A 21584-nucleotide genomic window follows, 5' to 3' on the forward strand; every position below is an offset into this window, starting at 1 on the left:
ATAAACCTGTGTTCTTAAATCAATTTCTATTTGTGCATGATTATTTTCTAGCAACGATTGTCATTGCCTTTTTCACAATTTCAAGCTCCTGTTTTAATCGGATATATTCCTCATGTAGAGCTGCATTTGCTGAAGATGTTAGCTCAGCAGTATCTTTTAAATAAAACATAGAGTATAAATCACCTAAAGTAACATTTCCAAAACTAAAGTCTGTATATTTATTATCAGTTAAAAATACGACCATTTGCGTTAATTCTTCCACTGAAAAACTACTAACGTCAATTAAAGTAATATCATTTGGTAAAGGTAACACATTAATTCCAGGGAATTGATTCAATAACATTTCATTCGCTATATTTGATAGCCCTTTTACACGCACTGTGGAAATATCACTTTTCCCAACACCATTTGAAACTGTCGCAGCATTTACTAAACTTCCTTCTTTGAATAGAAAAACACGATCAGAAATCTGCTCTAAATTATCAAGTAAGTGGGAAGCAATAATAATAATCTTCCCTTCTTCTCTCTTTTTTAATAGAATGTTAGAAATGATATTTACATTATTTGGGTCTAATCCATTCATCACTTCATCCATTAACATAATCGGAGTATTTGATACAATTTGCATTGCAAAGCAAAGTCGCTGTCTCATACCTAATGAATAAGTGCCCGTTTTCTTTTTCACATAAGACTCCATACCAAGAGCTTTAATTGTTTTATCAATTAAATCAGAATCACTATTCCACATAGAACAATAAACATTTAAATGTTCGATTCCAGTTAGATGATTATATAAGTCACTTTGATCAGGCATCATTGAAATAATCTCATGAATTTTCACTTCATCTTTTTTTGTTTTATATTGTAATTTTTCATTTACGACTACTTTTCCACTATTTGGTTTCACGTAATTCATAATCACATTCATAAGGGTCGATTTCCCAGTACCATTCGGTGCAACTAGTCCTATAATTTCACCAGGATGAAATGTTTCATTGACATCTTTTAAGATTGTTCTACCACTAAATTGGACATTAATATTTCTTAGTTCTAACATAACTAACCTCCTCTTTTCCAGACTAGACTAATTTATATCGTTTAAATTTACTAATGACGAAAATAAGTAATATTAGGATACCTGTACTTATTCCTAATACATATACTCCCTTATCAAAAGTAAGTGCGCTAGAATTGTATATATAGTTTCGATAACCAGATAGGATTTGTCCTACTTGTACATAATTTGTTGGATAATTTTCAACTTCTTCAAAGAATCCAATTCCTCGTTTAAAGTAGAAAATTTCATTGAAAATAAAAATTGCCCCTACTACTAAGATAGCAAACTCATTTCTAATGATCATACTTGCCAATAACACTAAAGAAATAATTAAAGCAAACAATAAAGTTAGTAATATAAAGTTTTGTAATAAATACATTCCCATTGTCGTATTGAGAAATTCACCTTTTTTAAAATAGGATGGTTCCCCTACAAACGAATAAACTGCTACAGGTAACTGAAAATCTCCAAATCCATAACTTATACCTATGAATAATAATCCTATTGATATAGGTATGAAGGCACAGACGCTTCCTATTAGTGCTACAAAACCTTTAACCAATAGCTTCTTCCAATCAGAAATTGGAAACCCTGTTAATAAAGACGGATTCCATCGATCTTTTAAAACAATATCTACAGATAAAAATATACAACAAATCATCAAAATCATCGGTAAGTATGATTCGAATAAACGCTGTAAGGTCTGTAATGCTGTTCTTTCTTCAAATACATTTATTGAAAGTTTTGGTGTTCCTTCCGCATATCCAGCATATCGACTTGCTGAATATGAATATCCATAATACCCGTCCTCCATAGCATACAAATTACCATGGGTATAATAGCCAGGGCTATAGTAAAACATATTACCTTTATAAGTCATTTCATTCGAGTAAATGTACCATTTGGAAGTCACACTAGCATATTGTTTCAGTTTGTTTTCATTTAAAGCTTCTAATCGTTTTTTATCAAGTTCAATCCACTTCGGATATATAAATAAACCACTACTAGCCATTCCTTGAAAACGGTTCGGATCATTTAAAAATTTTAAAACAAAGGCCTCTCTTGATGTAAATCTAGCTTCTATTTCTTTTGCATCAACTTTTTCAATCGGTTTATATGATGGTGCTATGTTAAAAGCATAAAAACAAGCTAAAAATATTAATATTACATAGATTGCGATATTTTTTTTATTCTTTATAAATTGCGATAATTCAAATTTAAAATATGCCTTCATATTCTCACCCCTTATACTCTCTTTAACTTACCTGTGGATAAAAACACATTCGCTATTACAATTAAGATCACAATACTGATCCCAATGTATATAAGCCCATGGGTACTATTTAAGCCAACTGGATGAGCTAATTCAAGACTCTTTCCATCTAATAGATCTGTAAAATTAATATAGTTAAATGGATTAAATGGTATTAAACTAACCAATCTAGGAAAAAGCAATGGTAAGGCAAATAAGAACATTTCAACGAATAACGTTAAATACATATTTTTTAATAGTACATTTAAAATAATAGATAAAAGAATGACAAATATTGCAATAAAAATCATGTATAGTACTGAAATCCCAATATATTTTGTAATAGAGTAGATCTCATAGTTGCCATCAAATACCGCTACAGGATAGTTTGGATCTCCAAGTCCTCTAAAATAAATGAGAGGTAAACTACAGAGAAATATCTCTAAAATAAATACTAGAATAATAGACATAGTGGAAATACCTTTTGCAGCAACGTATTTGTCAAAAGATATTGGATAACCTTTAATTAATGACGTATGTTTAAAATCATCAATCATGATTCCACAAGTATAAAAGGCTACAAAAATAAACCAGACCGACCCTAATATACCAAATAAGAAAATAAGAAATTGATAGTATGTGAGATTATCTGTAAAAATAGGAATATCTAAAGATATTAATTTCTCATAAAAAATAGTTTCTAGTTTGTTTTCATTATAAGTTGGTAAAAATTCCGCTACATCACCATAATCTTCATCCTGAAAAGCCTTTTCCCTAGCATTTGATAAATCTATTGCCGAATCAGCAAATAAATCAGGTTTGTTTAAATTTGCTGCAATTCTTTGTAGTGCTATTAAACGCTGCTGTTCGTTAAGATTTTTATAAATTTCACTACTATCACCATTTGGACTAGCATCCATATCTGGATACTGACTTAAAGCTGAAAGTACATTTTGTTGCTCACTAGTTTTTTGAGCTGCTAAGTTACCAACATCCTCATTCTCCATATATAGAGCCAATCCAAAAATAAATAAGGCGATAAAAATAAAGGCAAAAATATTCTTTTTACTAGATTTTTCAATAACGAGATTGGTTTTTAACAACTTCCACATAGGCATCCTCCAACGTCACTAATTGCAATTTTTTTATTCAAAATCTATAACTCTAATAATTGAAGATTGACCATTTATATAATGGCTCTTTTAATCCTCCGCAAATCAAAATTACCTCAAAAATTAGTCGCACAATTTTGGATATAGTTTCATGTTTTTACAATTAATGTTTATATTTTGACTAATATTATTCAAGACAAATATTTAAAGTAGGTACTCTAAAGTTTAACGATATTTATATTACAAGAATCTCAACAATTATAATATTAAAAATCCCCATTTTAAAGTGAATTGTTACAAAAATTAGAATTTTCAATCATTATTATTTTGATATATTTGCATCTGAATAACATTTGCATACTACTTATTTTTCTTCCTATTAATAATTAACTTTGATATTTCTCACTTTTCATCACTTTTTCTGTTCATAAAGATAAAAATAATTTTTTTTATCACTACCCCCACAAAAAATATTCCATTTCGAATAATATAGTGTCCGAAAAAAATAGGACAAAAAATCTATCTATGAGGTGACTTACAATGAAGAAATTTAAGAAAACAACAGCAGCTTTATTAGTAGCTGGATTAACAGTGGCAGGTTCAAGCTATGCATGGGCAAATGAAGCAATCTTTAATTCAGAGGATGAAACTGCAGCTGATGTAACAACTGCAACTGAAATCGAACCAGTAGTTACATTAGTACCTTCTAATAACGAATCAGAAGAAACAACTATCGAAGATGAAACAACTTCTCCTGAATCGTTAGTAGAAGAAACAACTGAAGAGTCTACAAATGAAGACACAACTATCGAAGAATTTGAAGTTACAACAGAAGATCAAGATGAGGAAACGGAATCTGCAAAAGAAGTAACAAAAGATAACGAATTCCCTGAAATTCCAGAAGGCTATACTGCTGGCAACTTAGCTGCACTGAAACAAGCCTATGAAAATGCAGGTAGTGAAAATGCAAAACAAGCAATCTTAAAAAATGCTTTAAAAGCAATTGCTAAATTTGAAGCAAAATATGGTGAAACTAAAATTTCTACAGAAACAAAAGCTGAAATTCAAGTTAAACTAGAATTAATCGGAATTAAAAATCCTGGAGAAACAATTCAACCCGTACTACAAGAACAACCAAAAGTTGTTTCAGAAACAATTGTAAAAGCGGAGAACCAAACTTCTTCTAAAGAAACAGAAGTGCAACAAAACACTGATAAAAAATCTTTAAAAGCAGAACAAAACACGGAAGTGAAAGCTTTACAAGAAGAACATAAAGCAGAAATGAAAGCTTTGAAAGAAGAACACAAAGCTGAAAACAAGGCTTTAAAAGAAAAAAATAAAGAAGTTAAAAAGAATGGAAAAGATAAAGAATAACTTATCTTACATGATTTAATCTAAAAACTACTATTAACATCATTAATAAATAATTAAAAATAACTAACCAACTAACTACTATCTAATCTAACCAACTTTAATAAAAAATCCTTTTCATTTTCCTTCATTCCATATAAAATCAGAAGACTGGAAATGTGAGAACGGAGGTTACAAAATGTTTTTGTCTATTATACAAGGACTATTTAAATCAAAATTAAATATGAATGAACTTGCTATAGAGGCAAAAACAGGCAATGAGGAGGTTATGAATGACCTCCTTTTTGTGAGTATTCCTTTTATGAAAAAAACAGCTTCCTTTATTTGTAAACGTCCAATTGATGAGCACGATGAAGAATTCAGTGTGACAATTCTTGGTTTTCATGAAGCAATCATGAACTATAATCCGGAAGAAGATACATCATTTCAAACTTTTGCACACTTGATTATCAAAAGAAGATTGATTGACTTTATTCGAAAAGAGGCTTCTAAAAAAGAGGAATTATTAACACTTGAACCAATTGGTGAAGAATCCTCTGAACAACATTATTTATTTAATGAAAAATCAGTACATACATATCAAGAAAGTCAACGTGCTGCTTCAAGAAAAGAAGAACTTTCTTTATACAGTGGACTGTTAAAACAGTTCAATTTATCATTCGAGGATTTATCTAATTCTTCTCCTAAACATGCTGATGCTCGTAAAAACGCAATTCATATTGCTCAAATTGTGGCTGAGCATGAGGAGTTTTATGAATACTTGATGGCAAATAAAAAATTACCTATTAAAGAAATTGAATCTTTAGTTGAAGTATCTAGAAAAACGATTGAACGTAATCGGAAATATATCATCGCCGTCGTCTTATTATTAAACAGTGACTTTATGTATTTAAAAGACTATGTAAAAGGAGAAATCATATAATGCATACTTATAAAGGTATTCTTTGCAAAATTAACAAAAACTATATGATTTTCATGACTGCAGAAGGTGAATTTCTTCGCGGTCTTCCTTTGGTGTCGAACGTAGATATCGGCGATGAAGTAGAATTCCGTTTGTTGACTACCTCTTCCCTTTCCCAAAAGAAAAAGAAGAGTTTGATCGTTGGACCAGTACTTGTTGCAGCAGCATTACTTATATTCTTTTTCACTGCATTATTTCCAAATACAAACAGCGCCTATGCATATGTTCAAGTAGGTGAAGAACTGGAGTTAGGTGTTAATGAAGACGGTAAAGTTATTTCCGTAACTAACTTGAATGAAGAGAAGCCCATAAACATTGAAGAATTAAATGGCCTCCCTCTTAAGGAAGCTCTATTAAAAGCTGTTGAAGAAATCACACCCGATTACGAGGAAATTTCCATTACGACAAAATATACAAACCAAGAGCAAACTAAAGCGAAAGAAGATATAGAAAAAACGATTGAAACAGTGAAAAATGAAAAGCCTGTAAAGTCAAATGATTCCAAACAGAAGATCAAAAAGAATAACAACAATAACTCGAATAATAACTCAAAAAAACAAAACAATGATACAACCAAAGATAATAAGGGGAAGAAAAACGAAAACAACTCTTCTAATAAACAAAATAATTCTAACAAAAATGAAAATCAATCCAATTCCAATACTCAAAATGAAAAAGGTAATTCTAATTCTAACAATTCAAAAGAAAAGAAAAATGAAAATAATTCTTCTAATAAAGGAAATGGAAACAATGGCAACCCTAATTCCTCAAACAATGAAAAGAAAAAGAACAATAATGGGAATAACGGGAAAAACGATAATTAAAAAAATACAAAACTTTTTGCAATAATCAACGTCAATATATATAAATGCCTTAAGAGAGTACACTCTTAAGGCTATTTTTATAAATCAATCATTTTACAGTTTTTATGCATATAATGGTTACTCTTGTTTTCTTTTTATGAAAATTGTAGTTAAATATGTGTATTACCCATCTGCATTCTAAGTAGTGGAATAGACTCAATTTAATACGTACTTTTATTTTTGTTTTTAGAATACGATACTCATACGTATTTCCATCATCTCATTCAAGTAAAAGTTGACTATAATAACATTAAGTAAACTATTTATCGCCATTTTTCCATTGTTTAATTCTCTCTTTCTTTAAAACAATCAAACTTTTCACTACTGTTTTTTGCCAAAATGTATATAATAGTTTTAAGTGGAGGTTTCAAATGCTAAAAATTAAAAATATTGAATTTATTAAAGCGGTTTATGATGATTCGCTTTCACATAATATATTTTCCATCGCGAATATAGAATTTTCGAACTATCCCCCCATTAACGGTGCTCTTCTGTATTGGAGAAAAAATTACAATACTCAAACGGAATTCACGCCCGAGGGTGATTACAAGTTTTTCTATGATATGGCAAATGGAAAATATTTTGCCTCTGTGAAATTTCCGAAGAACGTAAAGCTAACTCGTGACCAAAAACAAGAACTTGCCTACATCTTACTAGATGAGCGCGGATCAATTGGATCTTATAGTTTTAAAACTCATGCTAATCGTAAAAACAACTTCAATCCAAAAAAATATATAAATAAAATTGATTTTCCTGAAGACTTTCATGTGAAATCAATTCCATCCTATGTAGGACCAATCATTGATGATAAGGATTTGGAACAAATTCTAGAGTCAAATCCGACATATACAAAGAAATTTATTGAAGAATATTGTTATTTTCGTTATCAGTTAGTTCGATTACACCCAACTGATTTTGAAGAATACCTTCAATATGTCGATTTTTCTTATGTTTGTTATGCTTGTGACCAATTATCTGAACAATATTTGATCCACAATTTAGATAAAGTGGACGTTTCTACATTACAATATAATTACCCAGTCCTTTCAAGACTTTCTGCTTCATTTAAAAAATATATAGTAGATGAATTGAAACGACAAAACGTTACGATCAATTCACACTTTGAGCATGAAACTGATACTTTTATCGAAGATGAAACTTATTTTAGCGAATACGGTTATATTGATTTGCTAGATGAAGATTCTGAAGATGAAGAAGAAGTTCTTGAATTACAGTTTTTTGAATTTGATCGTGGACCATATAAGTGGTACGGTAGTGAACATTTAGTAAAAGGAATTCCGTCCTTAGCCAGCCAAATCTATGACGATTTAGGATTTAAAAAACTTTCCAATAAAGAAATGGATCAATTGATAAAATCTTATTCACCACTTCAAATCTCATTACTAAGTGCTGTGTTGGAGCCGCATTGGTTACATCGCTACCGAGAAATCATAGACTGGAAAGCTACCTGCTTATATAATCCGTATTTAACCGATGATTTTTTAATCGCTCTATTAAAGTATGTTGAATTTGATGCATTAGGTCAAAATTTATGGTGCGAGGTTTCTGAGGAATTTATCGAGACATATATGAATCGATTTAATCATTCCAAGCCAGTCCCATTAATCATCCGACACTTGACTGAACAACTATATTTAAATTATAAAGATACTTTAAAGGTTGATAGTGATTTACTGTATCAATATCACCAATCAGTAGGTGATGAAGAATACGAAAAAATCCAAAGTCTACTAGAAGAATAGTAAAAGAGGTTTCCCCAATGCTGTGACGAACAACTTGGAGGTAAACCTCTTTTCTTTTATAGTAAATATTGTTCTATCTTTTTTGAAAACTCTTCCGTTGACAACGGTTTACTATATAGATAGCCTTGAACGTATTCACAATTATGAGCTTTTAATATTTCTAATTCTACTAAACTTTCTACACCCTCAGCAACAACTTCAAGATTTAATGCATGTGCAAGTGTGATAATAGCCGAAACCATAGCTACACCAGACTTCCCATCTTGCATATTCACGATGAAGGAACGATCAATCTTTAGAGCATCTACAGGAAATTCTTTCAAATACCCAAGGGAGCTATAACCTGTACCAAAATCATCTACTGAAATTGTTATTCCTAATTGTTTAATACTTTTAATTTTATCAATTAGATGTTGGTTATAATTCATCATACTCATTTCAGTAATTTCAATTTCTAAATTTTTCGGGTCAACTTTTGTCTCTTGAATGATACTTTGTAGACGTTCAATAAAATTAGTCTCTTGGAAATGAATCGGTGATATGTTAACGGCAACTTTTAAATCGACTTTATATTTTTCATTCCATTTGTTGATTTGATGTGATGCATTTCTTAACACCCATTCCCCTATCTCACTAATTAAATTACAATCTTCAGCAAAAGGAATAAATTGATCTGGCGGGATAAACCCTAATTCAGGATCTTTCCATCTCAGCAATGCTTCCATTCCAACCAACCTATCCGTACGGATATCCATTTTTGGTTGATAATATAATTCTAATGTATTTTCCTTAATAGCATTATATAATTTTGATTCCATCATTAAGCCTTTATCGTTAAGGCCTTTCATTTTGACCTGGTAAATAGAATATTGGTTACCTTTATTCTTCTTAGCACTATATAAGGCCATATCAGCGCTAACTAATAATTGTTCTATATCCATACCATGCTCAGGGTAAACACTAATCCCCATACTAATACTTGAAAAAAATTCGTAATTAACAAAATGAAACGGCTTTTTAAATAAGCTAATAATTTTTTCTGCCGTTTCTTTAATTTGAGTTGTGTCATCGAGTATGTATACAAATTCGTCTCCATTTAAACGGAAAAATGAGTTGCCTTGTTCATCGATCGATTTCAAACGCTCAGCCACTTCATATAAAAATAAATCCCCAACATTATGTCCAAGGGAATCATTCACCTGACGGAATCGATTCACATCAAGGTAAAACAGGGAAAATTTCGAATTATTTTTTTTAGACTCTTCAATTTTTTGATTTAACCTTTGTGATAAATTCCTTCTGTTTGGTAAGCCAGTTAACTCATCATGGTTGGCGTAATGTGTAATGATGGAAATGTTTTTTTGTGCAGTAATATCCGTTCGAATTGAAATATACTGATACGGTTTCCCTTTTTCATTTAAAAATGGAACGATCGTTGTTTGTACCCAATATATAGATCCGTCTTTTGCACGATTACAAATTTGACCATGCCAGGTATTTCCTGTACCGATTGTTTGCCACATTTCTTTGAAAAATGACTTTGGATGATAACCGGAGTTTAATATTCGATGATTTTGTCCGATTAATTCTTCACGAGTGTATTTTGAAATTTCACAAAATAGTTCATTTACCTCAGTAATATTACCTCTAGAATCCGTAACAGCCAATATTACAGATTCATCAAGTGCTGCTTTTATATCTTTTAATTCGTTATAGGATAATTCTGAAATTATCGTTTGTAAACTAACTGGTGGATTTGTCAAAGGGAAACCCTCCATACTCTAATTTTGAGAAGCATCGTGGTAGGCATTTGGTTCTATCATTTTTTTAATAATAATAATTTATTATGTATAAATTTACAATACAAGTCACAAGAATTGTGACGAAAAATGTAGGAAAAGTCAGAATTATGCTATTTTTGTTTTATTTTTAACAGAAAAACCTTACTAATTTTTAACAAAATTAGTAAGGTTTTATAAATTATTTCGTATTTTTTTCAATTTTATGACCCTTTCACAATTTGAGCCTGTTGGTTGTAGTGATCCAATTGTTCTTTGGATAAAAGTGAACAGTAATAATAAAAGTTAATCGGATCAACTCCAAATTCTACACATTTTAATACGTAATAATCATAGCCCATTTTATAAATTGTCATCTAAATCACCCTCCATAAGTTTGTACTATAACAGTTTTATTTTTGTTAATTTAATATATAACAGTAATTAGATGATGTCAATATCCTTTCTTTAAGTACAATAAAAAAAGATGTCTCCCAACATTTAGGAAGACATCTATCCTTTATAACGTATTACAGATTTAAAAATTGCTTTAACTGATCCATTTTTTCAACCGCTTGCTGATAGCCTAGATCATAATTTTTCCGCATTACGTTTACGTCTTTTTCTAAGCTTTGAATTGGTTTCTCAGGCCGAAAAATAAATGCTTTACCTTGTTCTTCTAATTGTTCGATAAAACGCATTGTTTCATTGTAACGAATGACACGTTTCTTCATCGTATCTACTAAATTAGGATATTTAGAACTTAAAAGTTTCATCGTAAATTTACTTTGGCGATCAGTATGTTTACGATATCCTTTTGGTCTTGTTAAGATTAATATATGTTTTTCATATCCATCTTCTATTGCTTTTCTAATAGGAATTGGGTCAGCTAGTCCACCATCAAAATAAGGTTCATCACCTAGTTTGATTTCAGGAAATAGAACTGGGATTGCACAAGTTGCTCTTAATAATGTACAACTTTTATCCATTTCTAAAGCATTCATATATTCGACTTGTCCTGTTTTCGCATTCGTAACTCCAAACTGAACTGTTCCCTTGTAAGATTGGAATGTTTCCCAATCAAACAAATCTAATTGGTTAGGTACCACATCATAAGCAAAATTTAACCCAAACAAGCTTTTCTCCTTCAAAAAGTTACGAAATCCCATATAGCGCTTATCATGACGATAATTCGTTAAAACCCGAAAAGTACGTTCCTTTTGCTCTGAAACATATGAACATGCGTTAATAGCACCTGCTGAAATTCCCACAATATAAGGCATCATGATTTCATGATCCAAAAAGGCATCTAAAATTCCTGAAGTAAAAACCGTTCTAAAAGTTCCACCTTCTAATATTAAGCTCGTATCTTTTACATTTAGTAGTTCCATTTTATCCCCACTTATTACTAGTCATTTCTGTTATCTTACTAAACTATTCGATCGAAAATCTACAATTGAAACCAATAAATATTTACCATTCAATTGGTATTGCTGCTTTTATAGAGTCAAAATTAATATAGATGAAATAGATTAATACAACAATTAATGCTAAAGAAAGTAGTTTCTTAGTTAGTTTCCATAATATGATTATTCCAATTACTAACAAAATGATAACAAGATAATCCATTGATTTAGTTCCCCCCAACTCTCATAACGAATAACATACCTTATCATTATATAATGACCTACAATACATATTACAGCTTTTGGTAGGTTTTAGCATAAAATAATCCGATTATTCTAATATGTCATAACAATTCAAAGGAAACTTCCTAATATTATATGTATGAATTTAATTGTAGGATATAATGATATTAACAATAAAAAAAGGGGATGTTCGTATGCAAGTTCGTACTATGCGGTTAGAAGAGGAAGATGCGAAAATAATCTATCAAGAAACAGCTGGACTCGCAATTATTACGATTCATCGACCACAATTGAAAAATGCTTTAACCCAAAACATGTGGGATCAGCTTGCTAAAATTTCTATGCATACTCTAAAGAATCCCAAAAATAAAGTACTTCTATTAAGAGGATCTGGAGAAAACTTTACAGCAGGTTCTGATATAAAGGAATTTAACTCCATTTCGTTAGAAAAAGCAGAGGAAGCATTCGTTCATATGGAGAAAACTATTTCAACGATTGAAAATCTTCCTATCCCTGTCATCGGCGTTATTAACGGTCCTGCAATGGGAGCTGGTCTTGAATTAGCACTCGCTTGTGATATTCGTATTGGATCGGATAAAGCGAAAATGGGGATTCCAGTTGGTAAGTTAGGAATTACCATTAACAATAAATTTGCAAAACGACTTGTCGATTTAGTCGGTCCTTCTGCTACAAAAGATTTTGTCTTTACTGGTCGTATGTATAAAGCTGAAGAAGCTTATAAAGCAGGTTTATTAAATTATTTAGTCGCTGAAAAAGATTTAACTCGCTTTTCAATCCGTATGGGGAAATTAGTAGCAGGAATGTCACCGGCTTCATTACTTGCGATCAAAAACTCTGTAAAAGAATGCCTCGATTCTGCACCAGTATTATGGGATGGATCAACTCCATTTGTTGACCCAAATGATTTTCCAGAAGGTGTCCGCGCATTTGTCGAGAAAAGGCAACCAAAATTCACTCGAAAATAAATTATATAGGGCTATTGGAGATTCCATATCCAATAGCCCTACTTTATGCCATTCTACTTAACTAAATTAGGCTATAATGCATACACTACACTTACACCTTTTACGTATACATGAATCTCGCCTGGTTGAAACTCAAAATGCTTTAAAAATTGATGACTTATATATTGTTGTAACTCCTCTATTTTTCCAACTACAAAATAATCTACAGGGTATGGGATATAGATAACTATATAAATAGAGGGTATTAACTGTTTTAACGTAAAATGAAAGGAATCAACTTTCGCTATCCCTTTGTAATTTTCCAAAATATATTCTAATAAGTCCACATATACCTTTTGCGAAATATCAATCGTTTGTTGATGAAAAACAGGACGAACAATTGTTGTCTCCCCTAATTTTTCTTTATTTTTCGAAAAGATTTCAAACCCTCTATGAATCATTCGCTTAAATATGTTTTGTTCTACCTGTTTATAAGGGATAGGCATGACGTGCATTCCTTGAGTTCCTCTTACAAACTTTGCAATTTGGATATCCTTATTAGAACGAATCTCTTCAATGTAATGGAATGAATTAATGTCACCCAATTCTAATTTTTGAGCAATTTTTTTCGTCATTTTATCAGATGTACCAATAATTAATATCGATTGAACGTCATATTCCTTAATCGCTTCTTGAACTTCTTTTTTATGTTCTTCATCTTCAAAAATTGCTCTTCGAATAGCCTTAATCGTATTTCTCTCATATTTTGCTGATGTACCAGCTACCCTTTCACCTTTAATGACAAGGATTCCATCATCAATAATTGCTTCGATTCCATGTTCATGAGCGAACTGTAATGCACTCGTACTTTTCCCAGAGCCACTTGGTCCACTTAATGAGTGAATCATCATATGACCACATCCGTTTTTTATTTTATTTTAATATTTCCAAGTTTCTAACTCCAATAAAGAGTCTATTAGTAGACGAAATTTTCAATAGAATTAGAGAATAATATTGTATTGATATGTTAAAATTGAACTGTATACATAATTCTCTTTAAGGAGTGTTTAAGACTTGAATATTATTCCATCAAAAAAAATGTCTTTATATAAACCGGCAATATTCTCTCAGTTAAAAAGTTTTGCAAAAAAACAACAGGAAGAAAAAGGTTTTGAATTAATTGACTTAAGCTTAGGTAGCCCAGACTTACCGCCACATGAAATGCTACGTGAACATTTATCTAAATTAAGCCTACTCCCATCATCATACGGCTATACTTTAACAGCTTCTAATCAGTTTAAAGAAGCAGTAGCAAACTATTACAAAAGAGTGAATCATGTAGAGTTAAATCCAGAAACGGAAGTCATTCAAACAATTGGATCACAAGAAGGACTTGTACATTTACCGGTTGCGTTCTGTGACCCTGGAGATATTGTATTAACTACGAACCCATCCTATGTTGCTTATGATGCGGGCATAAAACTTGCAGGTGCGACAAGCTATTATGTACCTCTTGACGAGGAAAGAGGATTTGTTCCAAATCTTGGTGCTATTCCTGAAGAGATTGCACATAAAGCAAAGCTACTTATTATTAATATGCCTGGAAATCCAGTTCCTGCTTCTCCTTCTATCGAATATTTTACAGAAGTTGTTGAATTTGCTAAGAAGTATAATATTATTGTTTTACACGATGCAGCTTACTCTGAGTTTTATTTTTCTGGAGATCGCCCAATTACATTTTTTGCTGCACCTGGTGCAAAAGAAGTTGGGTTAGAAATTAACTCCCTTTCAAAAAGCTTTAGCCTTGCTGGCGCTCGTGTTGCTTACATTGTAGGAAATGCTGAAATGATAAAAATAATTGGTCAGTTAAAATCAAATTTGGACTTTGGTATTTTTGATCCAATTCAATCAACTGCAGCTTTAGCTCTTGATCATGCGGAAGAAATAACAGCTCAATTACGTACCATTTTCAAAGAACGTCATCAAGTTTTAACTACAGGTTTGCAAGAACTGGGTTGGCAAATTGCTCCATCTGATGGTGGGATGTTTGTTTGGGCGAAGTATCCGTATGAGATGGATAGTGTTTCTTTTGCATTTACATTAATCGAACAAGTTGGAGTGATCGTGGTTCCTGGCACAGAATTTGGAACTGAAGGTGAAGGTTATGTGCGACTCGCATTAGTTCAACCAGCAGACCTTCTAAAAAAAGCATTAGAAAACTTAAAATCACTTTCAATATAAAAAATAAAGTGGATGTTACCGAATAAAGGAAAACATCCACTTTATTTTATGGATTATATGACTTTATACTAAATTTCAAACTTCTGAGTAGGATCTGGCTCGTAACGATTGTATCGCTTTTTAATTGAACGATAAATGTGTGTTACGATAACTTTTAAAATGGCATACCCAGGTATACCTAGAATAACACCTGCTACTCCAAATAATGATCCCATAGTCAGTAATACAAAGATAATGGTAATCGGGTGAATCGATAAAGATTTTCCCATAATGTTTGGTGTAATCAGTTTTCCTTCAATTAATTGAACAATCGTCCAAACTATGACTAATCCAATTAACATGAATGGTGAATTTACGATTGCAATGATAATTGCAGGTGTAATCGCAATTGCTGGACCTAAATATGGTACGACACTCGTAATCATTGCTAAGAATCCTAATACAAAGGCATATGGTAATCCAATAATTAAGAAGCCAATTGTCATCATGACCCCAATACAAATTGATACGAGAATTTGCCCTTGTATGTATGAACTTACTTGTTTGTCTACTTCCTTCATCACTTGTTTTGCTTCATCTCTTGCGCGGGGTGGTAATATACTTAAAATAAATTTAGGTAATTTCTCCCCTTCATATAACAAGTAAAACAATATAAACGGAACGGTTACTAGGGACAATACAATACTTGTTAAAGTAGAAACAAAACCAGTTATCCCAGTTGCAACGGTTTTTGCGACATTAGAAAATGTCCCTTGAACTGTCGAAGCAATATTGTTCGTAATATCGGTAATTACCTTATTATAATCAAAATTATATTCTTTAAATAAATCGTTGAAACCAGAATTATTTAAAAATGTAACAACTGTGTCTGTCACTGATACAAAATAAATCGGAAACTCATTAATTAAATTTTTAAATTGATCTCGTAAAAATGGATAAACCGCCACAATAAGTAAAGTAATTAATCCGATCACAATTAAATACAAAATGAAAATGGCTAAAACGCGAGGTACTTTCCAATTTACTAAAATGTTAACAAATGGTTTTAGTAAATAATAAGCAATGATAGCTAATACTCCCGGTAAAATGACCACATTAAATAAGACTTGTAATGGATAAAATATAAAACTAACTTTATCAAATACAAAAATAATGCAGCCTAATAATAGTAAGGAAATCAGTGTAAATAATAAATTTCTTCCACCTAAAAATCGGATAAACTTAGTAGAAAAAAACTGGGATCGTTCCCTAACAGTTAGATCCCCATTTTTTGTTTCTTTTTCTCTTTCCAAAAAACCACCTCGCAAAACTATTCAACTAACCCTATTCTATCATTTTATTTCTATCAATTTCACTTTACTGACTCTCTAGATTGATAAATTCATGTAAATATTGTTTATTTAGCTCTTTATCAATTTCAATTACTGATCCGGCATGCTGGTATTCACCGTATCGATATGTCCCTTCTACGGGTATAGTCATTTTTTCTATTTCCACTTTACCACCAAGAGCCATAGAGATGACTGTATTAATTTCTTCTGATGTAGTCATATCCGTCGATACATAGCCATGTAAAGCTCCAATTATTCTTGGTAGTTTCAACACGTTTTTAGCAGATAATAATTCATCTTTTACAGCATCAATCACTTTTTGTTGGCGTTCCACTCGTCCGAAATCTCCAAGTTCATCATGTCGAAAACGTGCATAGCCTAATAATTCCTTACCATTCAATTTTTGTTCACCTTGCGTTAAAGATACCCCAATATATGCAGACATATCTTTTTCCACATTGATTTCAATACCTTCAGGAGCAAGTATATCAATCAATGATTCAAAACTTTTAAAATCGATTACTGCATAGTGATGAATTGGAATCTCAAACATAGTGGATAATGTGTCCTTTAGTAGTTGAACTCCACCTAAGAAGTAAGCTGTATTCAACTTATAAGATTGATAATTTGGAATGTCTGCATAAATATCTCGCATAAACGAGACTAGTTTTAATTCATTCGTAGAATGGTTTCTAGATAAAACCATCATCGTATCCGATCTAGATTTTTCTTCGCCCCTACTATCAATACCAATGATTAAATAGTTTGTAATATTTTCAGTCGGTGCATCTGCTACAAACGGTTCCTCAGGTAAATTCGTTTCTTCTGCTATTTCAAGTCCTACTCTATATTCTAAAAAGATATAAACGGCTGCAATAACAATTAGCAACAAAAATGATAGAAGTATGACTCTTCCTATTCTTAATTTTTTCTTTTGAGTTTTTCTCGAACTTCTCGTTTCAAGAGGTAGATTTTCTTCCATACATGAACCCCCAATTCTCTAGTTCAACTATTATATCTTTTATGTTGAAATGTTTTATACTATTATTATTATATAAATAATATGAGATTGAATCTTTGTATACGCTCAAATTTAGCATGATACAATTCTATCGGTTTTAATCATAGAGGAGGAAATTTTTTGGAAAAAGCAACGTTTGCAGGTGGATGTTTTTGGTGTATGGTAAAACCATTTGACCAATGGGATGGAATACATAAAGTTACTTCTGGTTATATGGGTGGATTTATTGAAAATCCAAGCTACGAACAAGTAAAGACAGGAACTACTGGACATTACGAAGTAGTACAAATCGAATTTGATGAAAACATATTCCCATATGAGAAATTATTAGAGATCTTCTGGATGCAAATTGACCCTACAGATGCTGGAGGACAATTCCATGATAGAGGCGATCAATATCGAACAGCTATCTTCTATCATACTGATGAGCAGAAAGCAATTGCTGAAGAATCGAAAGTGAAGCTTGCAGAAAGCAAAAAATTCAATAAACCAATTGTAACAGAAATTTTAAAAGCAAGTGAATTTTACGTAGCAGAAGATTATCATCAAGATTACTATAAAAAAGAACCAGAACATTATAAAGAAGATCGTAAAATTTCGGGTCGAGATGAATTCATAAACGAATATTGGAAATAACAACATGGCGACTTTTAGAAAAGTCGCCAATTTTTACGTTTTAGTACTTATGAAATTTAATAGAAGTTATTTCATAAGTAAGTAGAAATCATTTTATGAAAACCCATTGAAACATATTCTAATGGGCAATTTGGTAACAATTGATATTGTTTTATTTCTACAAAATACATGATATAATAGTAATTATGTGTATATAAGAGAAACTCCAATTATTAGGAATTTTTATACTTATAAGAAATAGACATTTAAGGAGGTACTTACATGATTCAAGTAAGTAATGTGGGTCTTCGATATGGTGATCGTAAACTATTTGAAGATGTAAATATTAAATTTACACCTGGTAACTGTTATGGTCTAATCGGCGCAAATGGTGCAGGTAAATCTACTTTTTTAAAAATTTTATCTGGTGAAATTGAACCACAAGAAGGTCATGTTTCAATGGGTAAAGACGAACGTTTATCAGTGTTGAAACAAAATCACTTTGAATATGATGAATTCACTGTTCTTGATACAGTTATTATGGGTAACAAACGTCTATATGAAGTGAAAACGGAAAAAGATGCAATTTACATGAAAGAAGATTTCTCTGATGAGGATGGAATGCGTGCAGCTGAACTTGAAGGTGAATTTGCAGATTTAAACGGTTGGGAAGCTGATTCAGAAGCTGCTACCCTATTAAATGGTCTTGGTATTGGTGATGAATTACACTATATGCAAATGAAAGACTTAGAAGGTTCTGAGAAAGTTAAAGTATTACTTGCTCAAGCTTTATTTGGAAAGCCTGATGTATTACTCCTTGACGAGCCTACGAACCATTTAGATTTAAAAGCAATTCAATGGTTAGAAGAGTTCTTAATTAACTTTGAAAACACTGTAATCGTTGTATCCCATGACCGTCACTTCTTAAACAAAGTATGTACGCATATTGCGGACCTTGACTTTGGTAAAATCCAATTATATGTTGGTAACTACGATTTCTGGTATGAGTCATCTCAATTAGCATTAAAAATGGCTTCAGAACAAAACAAGAAAAAAGAAGAGAAAATTAAAGAATTACAAGAATTCATTGCTCGTTTCAGTGCTAACGCATCGAAATCAAAACAAGCAACTTCTCGTAAAAAAATGCTTGATAAAATCGAACTTGATGATATTCGCCCATCTAGCCGTAAATATCCGTTTATTAACTTCCAAATTGGACGTGAAATCGGAAATGACGTGCTAACTGTTGATGGCTTAACGGCTTCACAAGAAGGTGAAATTCTATTCAAAGATATTCGTTTCATGATGAACAAAGAAGATAAAATCGTACTTCTTGGAAATCCTCATGCAAAAACGGCTTTAATGGATATTTTAATGGGTCAACGTGAAGCTGATAGCGGTACATTCAAATGGGGTGTAACTACATCTCAAAGTTATTTTGAAAATGATCATGACAAATACTTTACTGGCTCTGAAAAAACATTAGTTGACTGGCTACGTCAATATTCACCTGAAGATGAAACAGAAAGCTTCTTACGTGGATTCTTAGGCCGTATGTTATTCTCAGGTGAAGAAGTAAAGAAATCCCCTTCTGTTTTATCTGGAGGAGAAAAAGTTCGTTGTATGTTATCTAAAATGATGCTTTCAAACTCAAACGTATTATTATTAGATGAGCCAACAAACCATTTAGACTTAGAATCGATTCAAGCATTAAACGAAGGTTTAATCCGATTCAAAGGCGCAATGATCTTTACATCTCATGACCACCAATTTATCCAAACGATTGCAAACCGTGTAATTGAAATTCAAGAAGACGGATCAATCTTAGACAAACAATTAACATATGATGAATTCCTAGAGTGGAAAGAAGCTCAAGGTATTAAATAAATGAAAAACGGTAGAATTCCCCTACCGTTTTATTATTGTAAAATTTTAGTTTACATAATAATATTATGTAAACACTTGAATATAATGCGACGTTTTTTCAAAAATACGTCATATTAAAGGAGGTATTGAAAAATGAAACAACTACTATTTATTTTAACTTTTCTCTTTTTAGTAGGTTGTACAAATGATCAAGTAAACACTTCAGATACAAACCACCCACCAGGCGAATCATCATCTGAAACATTAAACAATTCAAATGAATCAGAAGACGAATCAGATGAAGTAACGGAAAATGATGTTGATTATTCAAACTTCTTTTTGCCTGATGGTTCCACTGCCCACTTTTTAGGTGATGGCAATGAATTTGCAACTTACACAGTTTATACAAAGTGGTTATCTGACCGTTATGTATCAATAGTTGAGGATAATGGTGGCCTTGCGATGCTAAAAATTTACAGAGTAATGGATGAGTACGATAAAATCGATAAAGTGTATGAAGAACCAATTGAAGGTCTTCCTTCAGAAGTTCAATATCCTTCAGTAGATGAACTTAATAATCTTCCTTTAATCGAATCTTATTTAAATGGACCAATTGAAGTTGGAACAGAAATAGGGAAATGGAAAATTGCCGAAATTGAAACGACCCTTGAAACACCTTATCAAACATTTGAAGATGTATTTGTTTTAGAGGAAGAGACAGAAGATTTTATTAATCGAAAGTATTTCGTAGAGGGATTCGGTGAAGTAAAACGTGAAGCCATTATGCATATTGAAGGCGAAGATGATTATATTGTCACTTCTACATTAGAAAAAATCGATTCAACAAAATAAATGTAAAAGAGGCATTCAAATATGAATGCCTCTGTATTAACGATTATAAGTTTAATTTATAAAAATTAAAGTTTTACAACGTTAGCAGCTTGTGGTCCGCGGTTGCCATCTACAACTTCGAATTCCACTTTTTGACCTTCGTCAAGAGTTTTGAAACCTTCTCCTTGGATAGCAGAGAAGTGTACGAATACGTCGTTTTCGCCTTCAACTTCGATGAATCCAAAACCTTTTTCTGAGTTAAACCATTTTACTGTACCTTGTTTCATTTGAAAAAACCTCCAAAAAAAATTAAAGTTAACAATAATTCACCATTTACCGTATAAAAAAAACACATATTACACAGAGCACCGACATAACACCGATCACTCTTTGTAATATGTGAATCATTTGTATCCGGTCAAGCAATTTTATTGTTATTCTCATTATACCATCATTTTACACCTTGTCAAACTAAAATATTCAATATTGTGTTAAATTTTCAATTTTTTCTGCAAATTGAATGTTTTATTTCACTCATTATCCTTTTCAATAATAATACCATGATAGACTTGAATATCATCTTCACAGGCTACACAATATTCACGTTCTTCATCTGACCAGAAGGCATAATATTTTTCATCTTTTAATTTTTCATTAGGATATTTTTCTCGAAATATTTCTAGTTTTTCAGCTAATGCTGCTTCAAATGTTTCTTGGTTATCATAAATGTCTGTTGACACTATATGATCCTGCCAATCTTCAAATTGCCACCAAGGTTCATAATCTGCTTTCATATATATTATTTTATATTTACTCATATCATCAATCCCTTTTCAATTACATTATTACGTTTAGAATCACTCATAATAGTTTTATTTCAACACACGGTTTTGATAAAATATTGTTTA

The 21584-nt window shown here is 31.5% G+C and carries 21 protein-coding genes; 9 read left to right on the top strand and 12 right to left on the bottom strand.

All coding sequences use genetic code 11. The features are described from left to right. Window positions 1–40: 40 nt before the first annotated feature. The 3 genes from ACOQFO_RS10235 to ACOQFO_RS10245 are packed head-to-tail and all read right to left on the bottom strand — an operon-like array spanning window position 41 to window position 3421. Window positions 41–1057 carry an ABC transporter ATP-binding protein gene (locus tag ACOQFO_RS10235; RefSeq protein ID WP_421689568.1) on the bottom strand — a complete coding sequence of 339 codons (1017 nt, stop codon included), beginning with the start codon at window positions 1055–1057 and terminating at the stop codon, window positions 41–43. Between the two features lie 22 nt (window positions 1058–1079). Further along, a complete protein-coding gene (locus tag ACOQFO_RS10240; protein ID WP_421689569.1) occupies window positions 1080–2291 on the bottom strand; it encodes an ABC transporter permease in 1212 nt (403 codons plus the stop codon). Window positions 2292–2302: 11 nt separating this feature from the next. After that, window positions 2303–3421, bottom strand: a complete 1119-nt coding sequence (locus ACOQFO_RS10245) for an ABC transporter (RefSeq protein ID WP_421689570.1) — start codon at window positions 3419–3421, stop codon at window positions 2303–2305. A 540-nt stretch (window positions 3422–3961) separates the two neighbouring features. Here ACOQFO_RS10245 and ACOQFO_RS10250 point away from each other — a divergent pair. The 4 genes from ACOQFO_RS10250 (at window position 3962) to ACOQFO_RS10265 (ending at window position 8379) form a co-directional block, all read left to right on the top strand. After that, the gene (locus tag ACOQFO_RS10250) at window positions 3962–4795 is read left to right on the top strand and encodes a hypothetical protein (RefSeq protein ID WP_421689571.1); all 834 of its coding nucleotides are present in this window, start codon (window positions 3962–3964) and stop codon (window positions 4793–4795) included. Window positions 4796–4970: 175 nt separating this feature from the next. After that, window positions 4971–5714, top strand: coding sequence for an RNA polymerase sigma-I factor (sigI, locus tag ACOQFO_RS10255; RefSeq protein WP_421689572.1), 744 nt, complete (start codon window positions 4971–4973; stop codon window positions 5712–5714). Beyond that, window positions 5714–6577 (top strand): anti-sigma factor domain-containing protein, encoded by an 864-nt coding sequence (locus ACOQFO_RS10260; RefSeq protein WP_421689573.1) that lies wholly within the window; start codon window positions 5714–5716, stop codon window positions 6575–6577. Before sigI ends, ACOQFO_RS10260 begins: the two co-directional genes overlap by 1 nt. A 410-nt stretch (window positions 6578–6987) precedes the next feature. After that, complete coding sequence (locus ACOQFO_RS10265; protein ID WP_421689574.1) at window positions 6988–8379, top strand: nucleoside-diphosphate sugar epimerase; 1392 nt, start codon at window positions 6988–6990, stop codon at window positions 8377–8379. A gap of 56 nt (window positions 8380–8435) precedes the next feature. On the opposite strand, the gene ACOQFO_RS10270 is transcribed toward ACOQFO_RS10265, so the two are convergent. From ACOQFO_RS10270 to ACOQFO_RS10285, 4 genes are all read right to left on the bottom strand, one after another. After that, complete coding sequence (locus ACOQFO_RS10270) at window positions 8436–10142, bottom strand: putative bifunctional diguanylate cyclase/phosphodiesterase (RefSeq protein ID WP_421689575.1); 1707 nt, start codon at window positions 10140–10142, stop codon at window positions 8436–8438. A gap of 239 nt (window positions 10143–10381) precedes the next feature. Further along, a complete protein-coding gene (locus ACOQFO_RS10275; protein WP_421689576.1) occupies window positions 10382–10534 on the bottom strand; it encodes a transcriptional regulator in 153 nt (50 codons plus the stop codon). A 153-nt stretch (window positions 10535–10687) separates the two neighbouring features. Next, window positions 10688–11548: a patatin-like phospholipase family protein gene (locus ACOQFO_RS10280; RefSeq protein ID WP_421689577.1), complete on the bottom strand. Its 861-nt coding sequence runs from the start codon at window positions 11546–11548 to the stop codon at window positions 10688–10690. Between the two features lie 82 nt (window positions 11549–11630). After that, window positions 11631–11786: a hypothetical protein gene (locus ACOQFO_RS10285; RefSeq protein WP_421689578.1), complete on the bottom strand. Its 156-nt coding sequence runs from the start codon at window positions 11784–11786 to the stop codon at window positions 11631–11633. 214 nt (window positions 11787–12000) lie between these two features. On the opposite strand from ACOQFO_RS10285, the gene ACOQFO_RS10290 reads away from it, so the two are divergent. Then, window positions 12001–12792, top strand: a complete 792-nt coding sequence (locus tag ACOQFO_RS10290; protein WP_421689579.1) for an enoyl-CoA hydratase/isomerase family protein — start codon at window positions 12001–12003, stop codon at window positions 12790–12792. 71 nt (window positions 12793–12863) lie between these two features. Here the strand turns inward: ACOQFO_RS10290 and ACOQFO_RS10295 are convergent, their stop codons facing one another. Then, window positions 12864–13682 (bottom strand): ATP-binding protein, encoded by an 819-nt coding sequence (locus ACOQFO_RS10295; protein ID WP_421689580.1) that lies wholly within the window; start codon window positions 13680–13682, stop codon window positions 12864–12866. Between the two features lie 163 nt (window positions 13683–13845). Between ACOQFO_RS10295 and ACOQFO_RS10300 the strand changes: the two genes are divergently transcribed. After that, on the top strand, window positions 13846–15012 hold the full coding sequence (locus ACOQFO_RS10300) for an aminotransferase class I/II-fold pyridoxal phosphate-dependent enzyme (protein ID WP_421689581.1): 1167 nt from the start codon (window positions 13846–13848) through the stop codon (window positions 15010–15012). 68 nt (window positions 15013–15080) lie between these two features. Here ACOQFO_RS10300 and ACOQFO_RS10305 read toward each other — a convergent pair whose 3' ends face one another. After that, window positions 15081–16304 carry an AI-2E family transporter gene (locus tag ACOQFO_RS10305; RefSeq protein WP_421689582.1) on the bottom strand — a complete coding sequence of 408 codons (1224 nt, stop codon included), beginning with the start codon at window positions 16302–16304 and terminating at the stop codon, window positions 15081–15083. Between the two features lie 64 nt (window positions 16305–16368). Next, on the bottom strand, window positions 16369–17325 hold the full coding sequence (locus ACOQFO_RS10310) for an LCP family protein (RefSeq protein WP_421689583.1): 957 nt from the start codon (window positions 17323–17325) through the stop codon (window positions 16369–16371). A 159-nt stretch (window positions 17326–17484) separates the two neighbouring features. On the opposite strand from ACOQFO_RS10310, the gene msrA reads away from it, so the two are divergent. From msrA to ACOQFO_RS10325, 3 genes are all read left to right on the top strand, one after another. Beyond that, window positions 17485–18000: a peptide-methionine (S)-S-oxide reductase MsrA gene (msrA, locus tag ACOQFO_RS10315; protein WP_421689584.1), complete on the top strand. Its 516-nt coding sequence runs from the start codon at window positions 17485–17487 to the stop codon at window positions 17998–18000. A gap of 261 nt (window positions 18001–18261) precedes the next feature. Continuing rightward, on the top strand, window positions 18262–19866 hold the full coding sequence (locus ACOQFO_RS10320) for an ABC-F family ATP-binding cassette domain-containing protein (RefSeq protein WP_421689585.1): 1605 nt from the start codon (window positions 18262–18264) through the stop codon (window positions 19864–19866). Window positions 19867–19998: 132 nt separating this feature from the next. Beyond that, window positions 19999–20697, top strand: a complete 699-nt coding sequence (locus tag ACOQFO_RS10325; RefSeq protein ID WP_421689586.1) for a hypothetical protein — start codon at window positions 19999–20001, stop codon at window positions 20695–20697. A 65-nt stretch (window positions 20698–20762) separates the two neighbouring features. Here the strand turns inward: ACOQFO_RS10325 and ACOQFO_RS10330 are convergent, their stop codons facing one another. Then, a complete protein-coding gene (locus tag ACOQFO_RS10330) occupies window positions 20763–20963 on the bottom strand; it encodes a cold-shock protein (protein ID WP_036179813.1) in 201 nt (66 codons plus the stop codon). A 243-nt stretch (window positions 20964–21206) separates the two neighbouring features. Then, complete coding sequence (locus ACOQFO_RS10335; RefSeq protein WP_421689587.1) at window positions 21207–21494, bottom strand: DUF1033 family protein; 288 nt, start codon at window positions 21492–21494, stop codon at window positions 21207–21209. Window positions 21495–21584: the final 90 nt, after the last annotated feature.

The sequence above is a fragment of the Ureibacillus sp. MALMAid1270 genome (assembly GCF_049202975.1).
Taxonomy (GTDB): Bacteria; Bacillota; Bacilli; order Bacillales_A; family Planococcaceae; genus Ureibacillus.